This window comes from Pseudomonas sp. P1_A1, assembly GCF_056406935.1.
This window is the reverse complement of sequence record NZ_JBFTZE010000018.1, coordinates 80,607-95,250: the sequence shown is the minus strand read 5'-3', so window position 1 is coordinate 95,250 and position 14,644 is coordinate 80,607. Positions and strand designations below refer to the sequence as shown.

Genomic DNA, 14,644 nt, shown 5'->3' with positions numbered 1-14,644 from the left:
TGAATGCCTCTCTCGTCACATCTGAACATGGCAAAAAACGCCATCACCCTTGAACAGTTTTGGCATAGGCCAGTGGCGCTGCTGATTCTAGACTCGTGCTCAACAAAAAAGACCTGTTCAAGAGAGCCAACATGAACCATTCCGATATTTTTGTAGTGAGCGCCGTCCGTTCTGCCATCGGCAGCTTTGGCGGTTCACTCAAGGATGTACCGCCTATTCAGTTGGCAACCGATGTTTGCCGCGCCGCTATCGAACGATCAGGCCTGGCGCCCGAGCACATCGGTCATGCGGTGATGGGACATGTGATCCCGACCGAGGCACGCGATGCCTACATCTCCCGGGTCGTAGCGATGAATGCCGGCCTGACGAAAGAGACTCCCGCCTTCAACGTCAATCGCCTTTGCGGTTCGGGTTTGCAAGCGATTGTCAGTGCCGCGCAAAGTTTGATGCTGGGGGATGCGGGCGCTGCGCTGGCCGGCGGCGTCGAGTCCATGAGCCGAGGCGCGTACCTGTTGCCGCAGGCGCGTTGGGGTGCACGAATGGGCGACATGCAGGCCATCGATTACATGCTTGGGGCACTGCAAGACCCGTTTGCCGGTTTCCACATGGGGATCACCGCTGAAAATATCGCCGAGCACTATGGCATCACACGTCAGCTCCAGGATGAGTTGGCGCTTCTCAGCCAGCAGCGTGCTGCCCGGGCGATTGCCGAGGGGCGTTTTTCCGGGCAGATCGTGCCGATCGAAGTCGCGACCCGCAAAGGGACGGTTTCGTTTGCGACGGATGAGCATGTACGGGCTGAGGTCAACGTCGAGCAATTGAGCCGCATGAAACCGGCGTTCAAAAAGGACGGTACCGTCACCGCCGGCAACGCGTCTGGTCTCAATGATGGTGCCAGCGCACTGATCATGGCCACCGGCCAAACTGTTCAGGAACAAGGCCTCAAGCCCATGGCTCGACTGGTGGGTTATGCCCACGCAGGCGTTGAACCTTCAATGATGGGGCTGGGACCGATTCCCGCCACCCGCCTGGTGCTCAAGCGCGCCGGTTTGACCGTCGCCGACCTTGATGTGATCGAGTCCAACGAAGCTTTCGCTGCCCAGGCTTGTGCCGTAGCGCAAGAGCTGGGTTTCGATCCGCAGAAGGTCAACCCCAACGGTTCGGGCATCTCGCTGGGCCATCCGGTGGGCGCCACTGGCGCGATCATCGCCACCAAAGCCATTCATGAACTGCATCGCTGTCAGGGCCGTTATGCCCTGGCGACCATGTGCATCGGTGGCGGCCAAGGCATCGCCGTGTTGTTCGAACGGGTTTGATCACAAGGACATACGCATGAACCTACAGAACATTGGCGTCATCGGCGCCGGCACCATGGGCAATGGCATCGCGCAAGTCTGCGCCCTGGCCGGCTTCAACGTAACCTTGATCGACATTTCCGAGAGTGCTCTGCAAAGGGCAATCGCGACCGTCGATAAAAATCTCGATCGCCAGGTCGCCAAAGACACGCTCACGCATGAGCAAAAGCTCGCCGCCCTCGACAAGATTCGCACCAGTACCGATTACAACAGCCTGCAAAACGTACAACTGGTGATCGAGGCCGCCACCGAAAACCTCGATTTGAAACTGCGCGTGCTTCAACAAATCGCCGCGCAGGTCAGCGCCGAGTGCGTGATCGCTTCCAACACGTCGTCGCTGTCCATCACCCAACTCGCCGCCAGCGTGAGCCGGCCTGAGCGTTTCATCGGCCTGCACTTTTTCAACCCGGTGCCGGTGATGGGCCTGATCGAAGTGATTCGTGGCCTGCAAACCAGCGATGCCACCCACGCCCTGGCGCTGGACATGGCAAAAGCCCTTGGCAAGATCGCGATCACCGCGGGCAACCGTCCGGGATTCGTGGTCAACCGGATTCTGGTGCCGATGATCAATGAAGCGATCCTGGTGTTTCAGGAAGGCCTGGCCAGCGCCGAAGACATCGACGCCGGCATGCGCCTGGGTTGCAACCAGCCGATCGGGCCGCTGGCTCTGGCGGATCTGATCGGTCTGGACACGGTGCTGGCCATTCTTGAAGCGTTTTACAACGGCTTCAATGACAGCAAATATCGCCCTGCACCGCTGCTCAAGGAAATGGTCGCCGCTGGTTACCTGGGGCGCAAAACGGGGCGTGGCTTCCATGCCTATGCCTGAGCGTTGCTCACGGTTTGCCGAGTACCGGGGCAAGGTGCTGGAGCTGTTTGCCAGCAAGGGTTTCGGTCAGGTCGGCATGCGTGAGCTGGCGACGAGCCTGGGGCTCACTCCAGGTTCGTTGTATCACCATTACCCCAGCAAACAGCACTTGCTGCTCGACTTGATCGAGGAGTTCTACGAGGAGCTGCTGGCAACCTTGGGGCGCCTTGAGCAACAGGCGCCGGCAAAACGCGACAGGCTCAACAGCCTGATCCGCGCCCACCAGAGTCTGCACCAGGAAATGCCCTGGCATTTTCGACTGGCGGAGCGCGACAGTGGCTGCCTCAACGAGGAGCAGCAGGAACAGGTTCGCCACTTGCGCGAGCAATACGAACGCAAATTGCTGCTGATGCTCGGAGCCAAACCCCGCGTGAGCGAACCGGCGCAACGGGCCGCGGGTCGAGCCATTGCAGCCTTGCTCAACAGCGCGCCCAGTTGGCTGATGCACTATTCGCTGGATGAACAAGAGCGCGATAATTTGATGGAAAACATGGTGAGTGGCGCCATCGAGCGATTATTGGCGCCAAAGACGCGTAATTGGGTGACGACTGCCAACGCGGGCGACAATACGAAGCAGCCAACTACGAAATAACAAGCCTATGCGGCTCTTCCTCGAACTGCGTCGCCAGCAGATTCCGTACGACAAAGCCCCGAATATTCGGGGCTTTGTCGTTTCTGGGGATACCTGCTGAGTGAGCCGGCAGACGTCAGAACAGTCGAAGGCGGCGGTCTTTTAACCTTCCAGCGCCCTGTGTTTACTGGGTGACTACAATCTTCCCGATCATCTGCGGGTGCAGCGCACAAAAATACTCGAACTCTCCCGGCGTATTGAACACCCAGGAAAAACTGTCATTCGTATCCAGCGCCCCCGAGCGAAACACCTTGTGGGTTTCTGCCACCGTGTGCGGAATCTGGTCGTCATTCACCCACGTCACTTTGGTGCCCACGGCCACGGTCAAATCCTTGGGTGCAAACATGAACTCCTTGATATCGATCTTCACCTCCTGAGCCCACGCAGGCATCGACAGCATCAGGCACACCACCGCCAACAGTCGCGTTTTCATCTGACCGCCCTCCCCTAGACCAGTGTCGAATCAATCAGCGCCAGCGGATGATCGCCCTGTGTCGCTCGCACATCGGTGATCCCCAGGTAATTGCGCAATTGATCGGCGGCCACCGTCATCGGCCCCGGTGCCGGCGCCGCACCCGGTGCAGGTTGTGGGTAAGCCGTGCCACGGGCGGTGTGGAAGGTGATGTTGCCTTCGACTTTCTGGATAACCTGATGGATGTGCCCGTTCAATACCGTCACTGAACCGTACTTGCGCAGCATCGCAATCGCCTGATCACCATCCTCGGTGCCCCAGCCCCACGGCTGATAAATCGTCCACAGCGGAACATGAGTAAACACGACGATGGGTGTACTGGTCGTCACTGCCCGCAAATCATCGGCCAGCCAGGCCAGTTGATCGGCGCCAAGGTTAGCTTCGTGACCGGCCTGGAAGTTGAAGACGTTTACCAGTGCGATGAAATGCACGCCGTGGTCATCGAAGCTGTACCAGCCATTGCCTTTGGTGCCCTTGCCGTAACGCTCCAGGTAAAGCTTGCCGCCGCCCTCATCGAGGGTGTCGTGCTCACCCGGCACGTAATGCACGGTGGACGGCAGCCCCTTGAGCAACTGTGCCGCCATGTCGAACTCCTCAGGCTTGGACAGGTGCGTGATGTCGCCGGTATGCAGAATCAGCGACGGCGGTTTTGGCAGCTTGATGACCTTGTCGATCGCCACCTGCAATGTCTTTACCGGCTCCGGGTTGGCTTCCTTGTTGAAGCCGATGTGCGAGTCGCTGATCTGCACGAAGTGAAACGTGCTGGCCAGTGCCTTGGGGTCGGCGACGTTGCCTGCCTCATCCAGCGCAAAGGCCCGGGGAATCCCGCCGCTCAGGGCCCAGATGACCCCTGCCCCGGCCCACGCCGAGCACTTGAGCAGCGTTCGGCGGTCAGGGTTCAGCAAGTCGTCGGTGCGCACTGGGGGGGGTGATTGAATGTCCATCGGTATGTCCTCGCAAGCGGACTACAGTGATGTAGCTGACACGAGGTAAACCTTGCGGGACGAGTGTTTATTCCGCGTTGGAAAACAAATTCTTTTCAGGGAATAAAAGACCACGCATCGCGGTTATAGGGGTGTGACAGTGCGGAAGCCACTATGAAGCGATTTGAGGACCTGATTGCGCCCCATCTGGACGCCGCTTACAACCTCGCGCGCTGGCTCACTGGCAACGACGCCGCCGCCCGCGATGTCGTGCAGGAAAGCGCCCTGCGCGCCTTCAGGTTTTTGCAGCGTTTCGCCGATGGCAACGCCAAGGCCTGGTTTCTGACCATCGTGCGCAATGAAAGCTACACCTGGCTCAAAGCCTCGGCCGGGCGCCATTGGGTTGCTTTCGATGACGACATTGGCGATGACGAGGGGGCACTGAGCCACAGCCAGACCCCGGAATTGCTGGCTATTCACACGGAAAACGCGGCGCTGATCCAGCAAGCGCTGTGCGCCCTGCCGCCGGTGTTTCGTGAGGTGATTGTGCTGAAAGAACTCGAAGACATGCCTTACAAGGACATCGCTTTGGTGGTCGATATCCCCATCGGCACCGTCATGTCGAGATTGGCCCGGGGGCGCGCGATGCTCAAGCTCGAATTACTGAAGTTGCACGATCATGAATGAACTCGACTGCACGGTTTGCCAGACACGGCTGCATGGTTATCTGGATCATGAACTCGATCCTGCGACGGCTGCGGATGTGGCTGCGCATCTGGCCGCATGCGCCGAGTGCGCGCGGCTGCATGATGAAGTGAAACTGCTGAAGGTCAGTGTGAAGCGCCAGGCGCCGTATTACCCGGCGCCGGCATCGTTAGCGGCCAGCGTGTTTGCCGCAGGTGCTCCCGCGACTCGCGCCGTCGAGCGTTGGCAGAAATGGTTCGCACCGACGTTTTCCGCGGCGGCGCTGGCCTTGGCGGCAGTGCTTTATGTGATGACACCGGGCAGCGAGCAACCTCTGATGGACGAGGCTGTCTCCAGCCATGTCCGCTCGTTGATGGGCGAGCATCTGAACGATGTGGTGTCCTCCGACCGTCACACCGTGAAGCCCTGGTTCACCGGCAAACTCGACTTCTCGCCGCCGGTATTCGATTACTCGGCGCAGGGATTTCCATTACTGGGCGGGCGGCTGGATTATCTGCAACACCAGACCACGGCAGCCCTGAGTTACGGGAGGGCCAAACACATCATCAATGTGTTTATCCTGCCGGTGCCGGAGGCAGACAAGCCGCGGCAGACCCAGACGATTCGTGGCTTTAACGTGGTGTCCTGGCAAACCAATCACATGCGCTTCGTGCTGGTTTCCGATGTGGAAAAAAGTGAACTGGAGGCGTTCAGCCAGTTGCTCAGGGACGGTGCCTGAAAGGAGCACGGTTTCGCGTGCGCCGTCATTCTCTCTGTCGAGAACAATCAAAAATGGGTGCTCGCCCAACCAAGGCCTAGCACTCCGTGCCTGGTAAAGAGCCGAAGCTGGGTGAGCGGTGAGAACTCTATCCAGAGTTGCGCCCAGTGTCCCGAACACAATTCTGAATAAACCTGAACAGCCTGCCGGCAAAGGCTCGTCGTTCAGCGTCCGGCATAATCAGGTTTTACTCGCTGCCAGTGCGCGACCACTCATCACCCATAGCGCCTGCTGTGCTGGCGACTATCCACGCCACTGCACAAGCCACTAACGAGAACACGGCAAAAGCACCCATCACATGCATGTAAGGCAGCACGTGATTCCACGCTCGAGCCACCCCCAGGAATGCGGCAAATAACCAGCCACTCATAGAGAGAGCGCCCAACAGTGCAAGGCGAGTCCGGGCGCCGCTGTGTAACAAGACAAAGGGAGCCTTCTGCAGCAGTGGAAAACCGATCCGATGCAACAAAGCGCCGTTGAGACTAAGCAGTGCGACAACACTCACCTTGGCCCAGAGCTTTTGATTGAGCAGATACGTGGTCCCCTCATAGAGGTAACCCTGGAGCACCAGCAGCAAGCCACTTCCCCAAAGAGCCAATAGCGCGAGCGTGACGATTTTTTGAGTCTCGTCGAGATACTCACGTTGCACTTGGCTCAACACATCCTTGCGCCAGCTCCATAGCTTTTGATCCGCCTGCAGCACCCTCCCCAGAGCAATACAGGTGGCAATCAGATGACCGTACACGAGTAGCATTTTGAGCATTACCTGGACCTTATTTTTATGTGGGCAATGCACTCCCTCGCACCCTAGACTTGAAACTAAATGATACAGATTCATATTTGTACCAACAAGTTACCCGCTCACCCATCCATCCGAAGCCGCCTGCTCTCTCGCAGGCTTTTCCGTGTTGCGCTGTTCCTTGAGCAACGCCCGCATACGAAAACGCCGCTCAATGAGCGGCGCTGGAGAATCCCGGTTCACCACGATGACGAGCGGAGACAAAACATTCTGAACCCTGTACGTCCCCTCCAAGTCGAAAAATAGACAGTCAGCAATCACTGAAACATCCCTTTAAAAGGAGTCTTTTTCATGAAGATTTCGGAAGTTATGACGAAAGATGTTTTAACAGCCAAACCTAGCCAGACGATCCAGGAGGCTGCAAGCATGATGGCCAGGATCGATAGCGGCGCCATTATGGTTGAAGAGCAAGAGCGCCTGATTGGCATGATCACGGACCGGGACATCGCCATCAGAGCCGTCGCCGAAGGACTCACCGGAACAACCCCTATCAGTAAAATAATGAGTGGCGGCATCCGCTATTGCTATGAGGATGAAGACATCGAGCATGTCGCTAGAAACATGGCGGACGTCCACCTCCGTCGCCTGCCCGTGCTTAACCGAGACAAGCGTCTGGTTGGCGTCGTATCGCTGGGAAACATTGCCAGCACACGATCTCAGTCCGCCGCCGCGACTGTTTTGTGCGGCGTGGCACAGGCTCATTAACCGATTGGATAATGAGCCGTTCAAGTGTTCATCAGGATTAAAGCCCCATGGATCCGACACGCTCGCCTGACCTGGAATCCGTTGGAAATTCGGCTTCAAGGCCAGGCGAGTCCTTCTGTAAATAGTCGCTGCCCCTTCCCCCAGGCAACGCACCCTTCGCTGAACTGCATTCGCTTTGCGCGACACATTAGCCCGGCTCGATGAGTAGGTCTTTGTCTTCCGGGCCTAGCGCCGGCTCTTGATCCTCCAATTTGCCGGTTTCACGCTTCTTCTTCAGACGGGTTCGAGCGCGCTCGGTGTCATAAGACTTTCCTTCAGCCAAGGCATGCAGGGTCGATGAAATTCGATAGAAACCACCACACGGCTCGCAGTGAATGCGCAATCCGCCCCCAAACGAAAGATCTTCCAGCGCATTGGTATTGCCACACAGCGGACAGTTCATAGCCACCTCCTGAACATTCAGCTATAGCCGCTTTCAGCCCGCCATAAAAGCTAACAACCTGGACAGGAGTGATGACGAATCGCGCGGATATGTTGATATCGACACGGGCGATCCAAGGAGGTTGCTTGTTTTTACATGACGGTCGAACGTTAGGCGTCGATCGGCAGCTGGCAGCTGGCAGCTGCTGCATATCTTGATCGTTCAGGAGCCGCTGAAGATCAAAAGATCGCAGCCTTGGGCAGCGCCTGCCGAGGGTGGTGTTACAACCGGGCGGAATCTAATCCGACGTCAGCGGCTGCCTGGAGCGACTCGGCGCCATGGCCGACTTCTCCCCGGTGTCGCGATGCAACAAGGCAACGTTGTAGTCATAGCGGGATATCAACGGTATCGGCTCATCATTGCGGGACATCTCGAGCCATTGCCTTGTGCGCTCGATGTCAAAGGACTCGTTCCTGCCCTTCATCATTTTAATAAGGTTCGCCGAGACCCTGAAGCGTCCACATCCGGCCGAACATGCAACCTCTGACCAGTCTTCAGCCACATGAACAGTGTTAGAGACAGCGTGACAAATTAAGCACTTCATGTTCGATCTCCGTATCCATGAATTACTAACTGTAGACGATCCACGAACAAAGAACTCAGCATAAAAAAAACCGGATCAGTCCATCGCGCCGCCAAGTGACAGCCTGGCGAGGTGACCTGTCAAAGGGGCGATAAATGAAGAGCCCGGCGCAATGGCCGGGCTCAGTTTTATCTTCTGTTTTCAAGCATCTTGTCGGCGAGCGCTTTGGCTCTTTGGATCAGCAGGTTTTGCCTGTCTTCGTGGGTGGCTTCTCCTACCACCGGTGCCGTCAGATGGCTTTCGGCAATCAGCGCAGCACAGAAATATTGGTCCCAAACAGTGCTTTGCTCCGACGCCTGTCTAATCGTTTGGTCGGCGATCATATGCGGCTCCTTTTGATGAGGTAGCCTTTTCAGTTTACGCCCGAATCACCAACTACCTTCATTGCGCAGGACAATCGGCACTGCCAATCGCTGGCGACAAATCGTTTCCTCGACTAGGATTTTTATCTCACAGGACTTCGCCCACTGTGTTGTCGGGCGACTCACAAGGGAGAGATAGATGACGCCTACTCGTATTACCGAGCAAACCTATCGTGGCTGGTCCAGCCCCATCTTGCTAGAACTCAAGGAGAGAGAACATCAACTGGATCCTTCGGCACGCCAGGCCCTGCGAAATGTCCTGGTCGAGAGAAGGCTTATAAACACTGGCAATCCTTCTGGCAGTGATCGGCGCAAGGCTGATCCGGCCGGGTAACAACAAGCAGCAATAGCGCTTACCCACCTCATCACCGACGCTGCTGGCGCTCTGCCGGCAGCGTGCTTGTAAGCCATCCCTAAATGCCAGGCAAAAAAAAAGCCCAGGCAGCTGATGGACGCCTGGGCTTTAAAAATGCATAAACCGTGGTGGTGAACGCGGGGCAATATTACCCAATCAATTGATCTGTAACAAGATATTTTGATTCACCATTCAGTTACTAAATCTCGTAACCCATTAAATATCCACACTATTTTTGAGTCATCTACTGAAGAAACCGTTACAAACAATCCCGGACAGCCTGGCGCAGCGCTCCTGACTTGGCCCATGGCGGCCCTTGGTAAAGCGATACCCGACTGCCATCCTTCGACTTCACGATATCCAGAATTTCGTCAGCCGTGATGACGCTCGGTGCAGTAATCCGGTAGCCGTTGGAAATCGCGGTTTGCGTCGTTCCCGCAATCTCCTGACGCCACAACGGCAATACACACCCGGCATATTCCTTGGGCGCCTTATCGCTGTATTTGCTGACATTGGGCTCACCGGGCACCAGGGATGCGGGCAATGAACAGCCCGCCAACGCAGCCACCGCTACTCCCGCTATCAACATCCGCATGATGCTTCTCTATCCTGAAAAACGGGAAATGTAGCCTGTACTTGCGCAGACATCCAGCAAACGCTGGGGCTACGCCACTATTAAAGGAGCTTTTTATACAGAGGCTTCTATACAGAGGCCTCGCCCTGCCCCGGATCGACCCCCGAGCCGGAATCGGTATACGAACTCGCATTCAGATACTTCATCCACCGCTCGTACGCTTCATGCTGCCATTTCGTGACCCGCTCCCATTCCGGCCCACTGAGCTGATGGGCTGAAATCAGCTTCATCATTTCCGTGGTGGCCGCATCCAGGTCCACGATCAGTTCATGCGCATGGTGTCTGAAATCATCAGTCGCCGTCATTTGAGATACCTCGCCCCAGCGAATAGATCACTACCTCCATACGACAGCAGAGCTGTCCACTCCCGTTGATTTTCCCGACCAGCGGAATACCTCCCATCCCTACCCCTTCACGCACACCACCTGTCGCAACGTGTGCAGCACTTCCACCAGATCACGCTGGGCGTGCATGACTTTGTCGATGTCCTTGTAGGCCATCGGGATCTCATCGATGACCGCCGCATCCTTGCGGCATTCCACATGGGCGGTCGCGCGGATCTGGTCGGCGATGGTGAAGGTGTTCTTGGCTTTGGTGCGGCTCATGGTGCGACCGGCGCCGTGGCTGCAGGAACAGAACGATTGCTCGTTGCCGAGGCCGCGAACGATGAAGCTTTTGGCCCCCATGGAACCGGGAATGATCCCCAACTCGCCCTTCTTCGCCGACACCGCGCCTTTGCGGGTGACCAGGATGTCCTCGCCGAAATGCCGCTCTTTCTGCACGTAATTGTGGTGGCAGTTCACAGCCTCCAGAGCAACCTCGAAAGGTTTGCGGATCACCTGCCGCGCCGCGTGAATCACCGCTTGCATCATCAAGGCACGGTTCTGCCGGGCGAAGTCCTGAGCCCAGCCCACCGCTTCGACGTAGTCATCGAAGTGCCGGCTGCCCTCCTTGAAGTAGGCCAGGTCACGGTCCGGCAGGTTGGCGATGTGCTGGCGCATGTCCGCCTGGGCCAATTGAATGAACAGCGTACCGATGGCATTGCCCACGCCGCGAGAACCGCTGTGCAGCATGAACCAGACGCGATTGGCCTCGTCCAGGCAGACCTCGATGAAGTGGTTACCGGTGCCGAGGGTACCCAGGTGCTGGCGGTTGTTGGTGCTGGCGAGTTTCGGGTATTTGTCGGTGATCGCCTTGAACCGAGGGTTCAGCGCAGCCCAGGCCTGATCGGCCTGCTGCGGAACGCGCTCCCAGGCGCCTTCGTCGCGCCGGCCATGGCTCAACGTACGGCCATGGGGCACGGCCTTTTCAATGGCAGTGCGCAGACCGTGCAGGTTGTCCGGCAAGTCGGCAGCGGTCAGCGAGGTGCGCGCGGCAATCATGCCGCAGCCGATGTCCACGCCCACGGCCGCCGGAATGATCGCGCCCACGGTGGGGATCACGCTGCCGATGGTGGAGCCTTTGCCCAGATGCACGTCCGGCATCACCGCCAGGTGTTTGAAGATAAACGGCATCTTCGCGGTATTGATCAGTTGCTGCCGGGCTTCGCTTTCAACCGGCACGCCTTCGGTCCAGAGTTTGATCGGCTTGCCGTTGGCGACTTCCAGCAGTTGGTAGGCAGGTTGTTGCATGATTTCGACTCTCTTTGGATCAGACGAACATAACGCTCCATCGAGGTAAATGGGATTACTATTTCGTAGCGGGGAATTGCAGGAGGTCATCATGTGGCTTAACGAAGATGAACAGCAACTACGGCGCGACCTGCAAGGCGTGGCGTCGGACCTGAGGTGGTCGGCGGTAGAGCTTCTGCGCATCGCAGAGCAGTTGCGCCTGGCCGGCAATGATGTGGACGCAGAGGCGACACTCAGGCTGTGTTCCTTGTTCCAGGGCGATGAAGAGCGGCTGGCGGGCTATGCTGAAGAGGTGAAAGCAAAAACCATCACTCGAACTAAAGCTCACTAGAGAGCGCTGCCATGAACAAGCCTCTATGCGCGCTGATCGCCGTGCTGGCGGCGACAAGTGGTTGCAACACCGAATCACATATCTACCGGGACCAACCGCTGGTCGCCAAGGTCGAAGCCGGCATGACCAAGGATCAGGTCGAGCAGATTGGCGGCAAGCCGCTATCGATCACCGATCGCACGGTGGAGCCAGGCACTTGCTTTGATTACAAGTTGACCCAGGCCGGCAATCAGCAGCCGTACGGCGTCAGTTTTGATGGCAGGGGCCAGGTCGACCATAAAGCCTTCATGACCTGCGCCGAGTGGAGTCGCGTCCAACAAAAAGCCAGAGCGTATTCCCCGTCCACGGGCGGGATGGGTGGTGGTTACTGAGCCCACGACTTTAATAACGAGAAGCCCCGGCGTACCGGGGCTTCAGCTGCACTATTTGTCTGATTTGTGGCTACGCGATGATCTGCCCGACCGGGCTCTGTAGGCGGGAAGCGCAGCCGCATAGGCCAGTGCTTCTTCTCGGCTGCCAAAGGATCCAAGCCGGTCACCTTTGGTGCACACCCGCCAGGGGCCACTGTTCACGCTGAGTACGTCATAGCCGTTCATGTGCATTTTGGTCAGCATCGGAACGCTCATTAGTCACCTCCATTTCGGCAGTGATAGTCCAGGGTCCACTCAGCTACCTTACACCCGACTTTCACAGAAGTGCCGACCAGACGTCGCGTCAGGATTCCGGCATTCCATTGCACTTTCAACCGCCCTGTCGACTCCAACCCTTGAAGCAGACACGTCTGCGGATTGCGGTCTGAATATTGCATTTTTATGACTGTTTTATGACAACCGGCAATCAGGTAATCCATGAAAGTACGCGCAACCGTCATTTGCGAGCAGGACCGGCATATTCTCCTGGTGCGCAAACCCAGGGGGCGCTGGACCCTGCCGGGCGGAAAAATCGAGCCTGGCGAAACCATCGCGGGAGCAGCCACAAGAGAGCTCTATGAAGAAACCGGGCTTGGGGTCGACGGCCTGATGTACCTGATGGAGCTGGAAACGATCAGCACCCGGCATCATGTCTACGAAGCGTCGGTCGTAAACGTGGCCGAGGCTCGGCCACAGAATGAAATCATCGAGTGCATCTGGCATCCGCTGGACGCCGTCCAGAACCTGAACACAAGCGACGCCACACTCAGAATCATCAGAGCATTTCAGCGTCGCTTGTAGCTCATCGCAGCCGACGCCCCCCTGAAAGGTCAGCCCAAATCGCCACCACCGACCGGCATGACCATGCCGGTGACGTAGGAGGCTTCGTCGCTGGCCAGAAACAGGATAGCGCTGGCCTGTTCATCCAGTGTGCCGTAGCGCTTCATCAAACTGCTGTCGAGGGTCTGGTCGACGATCTGCTGATACCACAGCTTTTCCTGAGCGCTTTGTTCCGCGGTGTTGCGCGGAATCAGCCGCGGCGGCGCTTCGGTGCCACCGGGAGCGGTCGCGTTGACCCGCACCCCACGGCCGGCGGTTTCGAACGCCAGGCACGCGGTCAACGCATTGACCCCGCCCTTCGCCGCACCGTAAGGCACGCGATTGACGCTACGGGTGGCGATCGATGAAACGTTGACGATGGCGCCGCTGCCTTGTTCAAGCATGAACGGCAGCGCGGCATGGCAGCACCACAGCGTCGGGAACAACGAACGGCGGACTTCGGCCTCGATCTGCTGTTCTTCATAGTGCTCGAAAGGCTTGGCCCAGATCGTGCCGCCGACATTGTTGACCAACACATCGAGGCGCCCGAAGCGCTCGACGGCGGTGCTCATCACCCGGCTGCATTCGCTGTATTGCTCAAGGTCGGCGGTCAAGGCGAGCACCTGGCTGTCCCGCCCCAGTTCCTTCTGCAACTCGAACACCAGATCGGAGCGGTCGACCAGAATCAACCGCGCACCTTCGGCGGCCATGCGTTCCGCCACACGCCGGCCGATGCCTTGGGCGGCACCGGTAATCAGCGCGATTTTTTCGTGGAATCTGTTCATGTATCTCTCCCACAACAGCGCGGCTCAGGCCGCGCTGGCGGCAAATTTCTCGTAGTAGAAGTTCGCAGGCGCGATGCCTTGCTCACGAATGAACTGGCTGACCGCCTCGACCATCGGCGGCGGGCCGCACAGGTAGACATCGACGTCGCCATCGTTCAAATGCCGTGGCTCGATGTGCTGGGTCACGTAGCCCTTGAGCGGGTGCCGGCTGTCGGGGTTGGCCACGCAGGCGCTGAAGCTGAAGTTCGGGATTCGTGCAGCGAGGGCTTCCAGTCGATCGATTTCCACCAGGTCGAAATCGTTGGTCACGCCGTAGATCAAATGCAGCGGATGCTCGCTGCCCTGCTCGGCGATTTTTTCCAGCATCGAGGTAAACGGCGCCAGACCGGTGCCACCGGCCAGCAGCAACAACGGCCGGCGGATATCGCGCAGATAGAAACTACCCAACGGTCCGGCCAGGCTCATGCTGTCGCCGGCCTTGGCCATGCCGGTCAGGAAACTGCTCATCAAGCCGCCGGGCACGTTGCGAATCAGGAAACTGACTTCGCCGTCACGCTGCAACGAACTGAACGAATACGCGCGGGTCTGCTCGCTGCCCGGAACCCCGAGGTTCACATACTGCCCCGGCAAAAACGCCAGTTTGCTCAGGGCTTCGCCCTTGATCGACAGTGCGATGGTGCTGTCGGACAGCTGACGCACGGCGCTGATGGTCGCGTCGTAACTGGTCTGACGAGTACGGCAGACATCCGATGAAACCGGTACCCGCACCACGCAATCGCTCCGCGCACGCATCTGGCAGGTCAGGACAAAACCCTGCTGCGCTTCTTCGGCGCTGAGGGCGTCTTCAATGTAGTCCTCGCCCAAGTCATAACGCCCGGTTTCAGCGAAACACTTGCAGGTGCCGCAAGCGCCGTCGCGGCAATCCAGCGGAATATTGATGCCCTGGCGGTACGCGGCATCGGCCACGGTTTCGCCAACGTTGGCGTCGATGAACCGGGTGACGCCGTCTTCGAAATTGAACGCAATGGAATGAGTCAT

22 protein-coding genes are annotated in these 14,644 nt (G+C 57.9%); 10 read left to right on the top strand and 12 right to left on the bottom strand.

Annotated features, from left to right (window positions below):
• Positions 1-131: 131 nt before the first annotated feature.
• From AC1D2Q_RS23290 to AC1D2Q_RS23280, 3 genes are read left to right on the top strand one after another with little or no spacing between them, the layout of a single operon-like run.
• Positions 132-1,316 (top strand): acetyl-CoA C-acyltransferase family protein, encoded by a 1,185-nt coding sequence (locus tag AC1D2Q_RS23290; RefSeq protein ID WP_477814675.1) that lies wholly within the window; start codon positions 132-134, stop codon positions 1,314-1,316.
• 16 nt (positions 1,317-1,332) lie between these two features.
• Entirely contained in the window at positions 1,333-2,184 is an 852-nt protein-coding gene (locus AC1D2Q_RS23285; protein ID WP_477814674.1) for a 3-hydroxybutyryl-CoA dehydrogenase, read from the top strand.
• Complete coding sequence (locus tag AC1D2Q_RS23280) at positions 2,171-2,815, top strand: TetR/AcrR family transcriptional regulator (protein ID WP_477814673.1); 645 nt, start codon at positions 2,171-2,173, stop codon at positions 2,813-2,815. Before AC1D2Q_RS23285 ends, AC1D2Q_RS23280 begins: the two co-directional genes overlap by 14 nt.
• 163 nt (positions 2,816-2,978) lie before the next feature.
• On the opposite strand, the gene AC1D2Q_RS23275 is transcribed toward AC1D2Q_RS23280, so the two are convergent.
• Together AC1D2Q_RS23275 and AC1D2Q_RS23270 are read right to left on the bottom strand one after the other, a co-directional pair.
• Complete coding sequence (locus AC1D2Q_RS23275) at positions 2,979-3,287, bottom strand: cupredoxin domain-containing protein (protein WP_007941931.1); 309 nt, start codon at positions 3,285-3,287, stop codon at positions 2,979-2,981.
• Positions 3,288-3,301: 14 nt separating this feature from the next.
• Positions 3,302-4,270: a metallophosphoesterase family protein gene (locus tag AC1D2Q_RS23270; RefSeq protein ID WP_477814672.1), complete on the bottom strand. Its 969-nt coding sequence runs from the start codon at positions 4,268-4,270 to the stop codon at positions 3,302-3,304.
• 153 nt (positions 4,271-4,423) lie between these two features.
• Between AC1D2Q_RS23270 and AC1D2Q_RS23265 the strand changes: the two genes are divergently transcribed.
• Both AC1D2Q_RS23265 and AC1D2Q_RS23260 read left to right on the top strand, forming a co-directional pair.
• Entirely contained in the window at positions 4,424-4,936 is a 513-nt protein-coding gene (locus AC1D2Q_RS23265; protein WP_007941935.1) for a sigma-70 family RNA polymerase sigma factor, read from the top strand.
• Positions 4,929-5,672: an anti-sigma factor family protein gene (locus AC1D2Q_RS23260; RefSeq protein WP_477814671.1), complete on the top strand. Its 744-nt coding sequence runs from the start codon at positions 4,929-4,931 to the stop codon at positions 5,670-5,672. The genes AC1D2Q_RS23265 and AC1D2Q_RS23260 overlap by 8 nt, the downstream gene beginning before the upstream one ends.
• A gap of 226 nt (positions 5,673-5,898) precedes the next feature.
• Here the strand turns inward: AC1D2Q_RS23260 and AC1D2Q_RS23255 are convergent, their stop codons facing one another.
• The gene (locus tag AC1D2Q_RS23255) at positions 5,899-6,474 is read right to left on the bottom strand and encodes a hypothetical protein (protein WP_477814670.1); all 576 of its coding nucleotides are present in this window, start codon (positions 6,472-6,474) and stop codon (positions 5,899-5,901) included.
• Positions 6,475-6,801: 327 nt separating this feature from the next.
• Here AC1D2Q_RS23255 and AC1D2Q_RS23250 point away from each other — a divergent pair, with 327 nt between their 5' ends.
• Entirely contained in the window at positions 6,802-7,215 is a 414-nt protein-coding gene (locus tag AC1D2Q_RS23250; RefSeq protein WP_018927979.1) for a CBS domain-containing protein, read from the top strand.
• A 187-nt stretch (positions 7,216-7,402) separates the two neighbouring features.
• Here AC1D2Q_RS23250 and AC1D2Q_RS23245 read toward each other — a convergent pair whose 3' ends face one another.
• From AC1D2Q_RS23245 to AC1D2Q_RS23235, 3 genes are all read right to left on the bottom strand, one after another.
• Entirely contained in the window at positions 7,403-7,657 is a 255-nt protein-coding gene (locus AC1D2Q_RS23245; protein ID WP_018927980.1) for a hypothetical protein, read from the bottom strand.
• A 277-nt stretch (positions 7,658-7,934) separates the two neighbouring features.
• The gene (locus AC1D2Q_RS23240; RefSeq protein ID WP_477814669.1) at positions 7,935-8,066 is read right to left on the bottom strand and encodes a hypothetical protein; all 132 of its coding nucleotides are present in this window, start codon (positions 8,064-8,066) and stop codon (positions 7,935-7,937) included.
• A 341-nt stretch (positions 8,067-8,407) separates the two neighbouring features.
• On the bottom strand, positions 8,408-8,602 hold the full coding sequence (locus AC1D2Q_RS23235; protein ID WP_477814668.1) for a hypothetical protein: 195 nt from the start codon (positions 8,600-8,602) through the stop codon (positions 8,408-8,410).
• Positions 8,603-8,780: 178 nt separating this feature from the next.
• On the opposite strand from AC1D2Q_RS23235, the gene AC1D2Q_RS23230 reads away from it, so the two are divergent.
• Positions 8,781-8,975, top strand: coding sequence for a hypothetical protein (locus tag AC1D2Q_RS23230; protein ID WP_081625797.1), 195 nt, complete (start codon positions 8,781-8,783; stop codon positions 8,973-8,975).
• Between the two features lie 280 nt (positions 8,976-9,255).
• Here the strand turns inward: AC1D2Q_RS23230 and AC1D2Q_RS23225 are convergent, their stop codons facing one another.
• The 3 genes from AC1D2Q_RS23225 to AC1D2Q_RS23215 form a co-directional block, all read right to left on the bottom strand.
• Complete coding sequence (locus tag AC1D2Q_RS23225) at positions 9,256-9,591, bottom strand: hypothetical protein (RefSeq protein ID WP_018927983.1); 336 nt, start codon at positions 9,589-9,591, stop codon at positions 9,256-9,258.
• Positions 9,592-9,698: 107 nt separating this feature from the next.
• Positions 9,699-9,935 (bottom strand): hypothetical protein, encoded by a 237-nt coding sequence (locus tag AC1D2Q_RS23220; protein ID WP_477814667.1) that lies wholly within the window; start codon positions 9,933-9,935, stop codon positions 9,699-9,701.
• Positions 9,936-10,034: 99 nt separating this feature from the next.
• Positions 10,035-11,261, bottom strand: a complete 1,227-nt coding sequence (locus AC1D2Q_RS23215) for an RtcB family protein (protein WP_477814666.1) — start codon at positions 11,259-11,261, stop codon at positions 10,035-10,037.
• 91 nt (positions 11,262-11,352) lie between these two features.
• Between AC1D2Q_RS23215 and AC1D2Q_RS23210 the strand changes: the two genes are divergently transcribed.
• Complete coding sequence (locus tag AC1D2Q_RS23210; RefSeq protein ID WP_477814665.1) at positions 11,353-11,592, top strand: hypothetical protein; 240 nt, start codon at positions 11,353-11,355, stop codon at positions 11,590-11,592.
• 11 nt (positions 11,593-11,603) lie between these two features.
• Positions 11,604-11,963 carry an osmotically-inducible lipoprotein OsmE gene (osmE, locus tag AC1D2Q_RS23205; RefSeq protein WP_477814664.1) on the top strand — a complete coding sequence of 120 codons (360 nt, stop codon included), beginning with the start codon at positions 11,604-11,606 and terminating at the stop codon, positions 11,961-11,963.
• Positions 11,964-12,014: 51 nt separating this feature from the next.
• Here the strand turns inward: osmE and AC1D2Q_RS23200 are convergent, their stop codons facing one another.
• Positions 12,015-12,218, bottom strand: a complete 204-nt coding sequence (locus tag AC1D2Q_RS23200; RefSeq protein ID WP_007941550.1) for a hypothetical protein — start codon at positions 12,216-12,218, stop codon at positions 12,015-12,017.
• 222 nt (positions 12,219-12,440) lie between these two features.
• On the opposite strand from AC1D2Q_RS23200, the gene AC1D2Q_RS23195 reads away from it, so the two are divergent.
• Positions 12,441-12,803 carry an NUDIX hydrolase gene (locus AC1D2Q_RS23195; RefSeq protein ID WP_477814663.1) on the top strand — a complete coding sequence of 121 codons (363 nt, stop codon included), beginning with the start codon at positions 12,441-12,443 and terminating at the stop codon, positions 12,801-12,803.
• A 29-nt stretch (positions 12,804-12,832) separates the two neighbouring features.
• Here AC1D2Q_RS23195 and AC1D2Q_RS23190 read toward each other — a convergent pair whose 3' ends face one another.
• Positions 12,833-13,606, bottom strand: a complete 774-nt coding sequence (locus AC1D2Q_RS23190; RefSeq protein ID WP_477814662.1) for a 1,6-dihydroxycyclohexa-2,4-diene-1-carboxylate dehydrogenase — start codon at positions 13,604-13,606, stop codon at positions 12,833-12,835.
• A 24-nt stretch (positions 13,607-13,630) separates the two neighbouring features.
• The gene (benC, locus tag AC1D2Q_RS23185; protein ID WP_477814661.1) at positions 13,631-14,644 is read right to left on the bottom strand and encodes a benzoate 1,2-dioxygenase electron transfer component BenC; all 1,014 of its coding nucleotides are present in this window, start codon (positions 14,642-14,644) and stop codon (positions 13,631-13,633) included.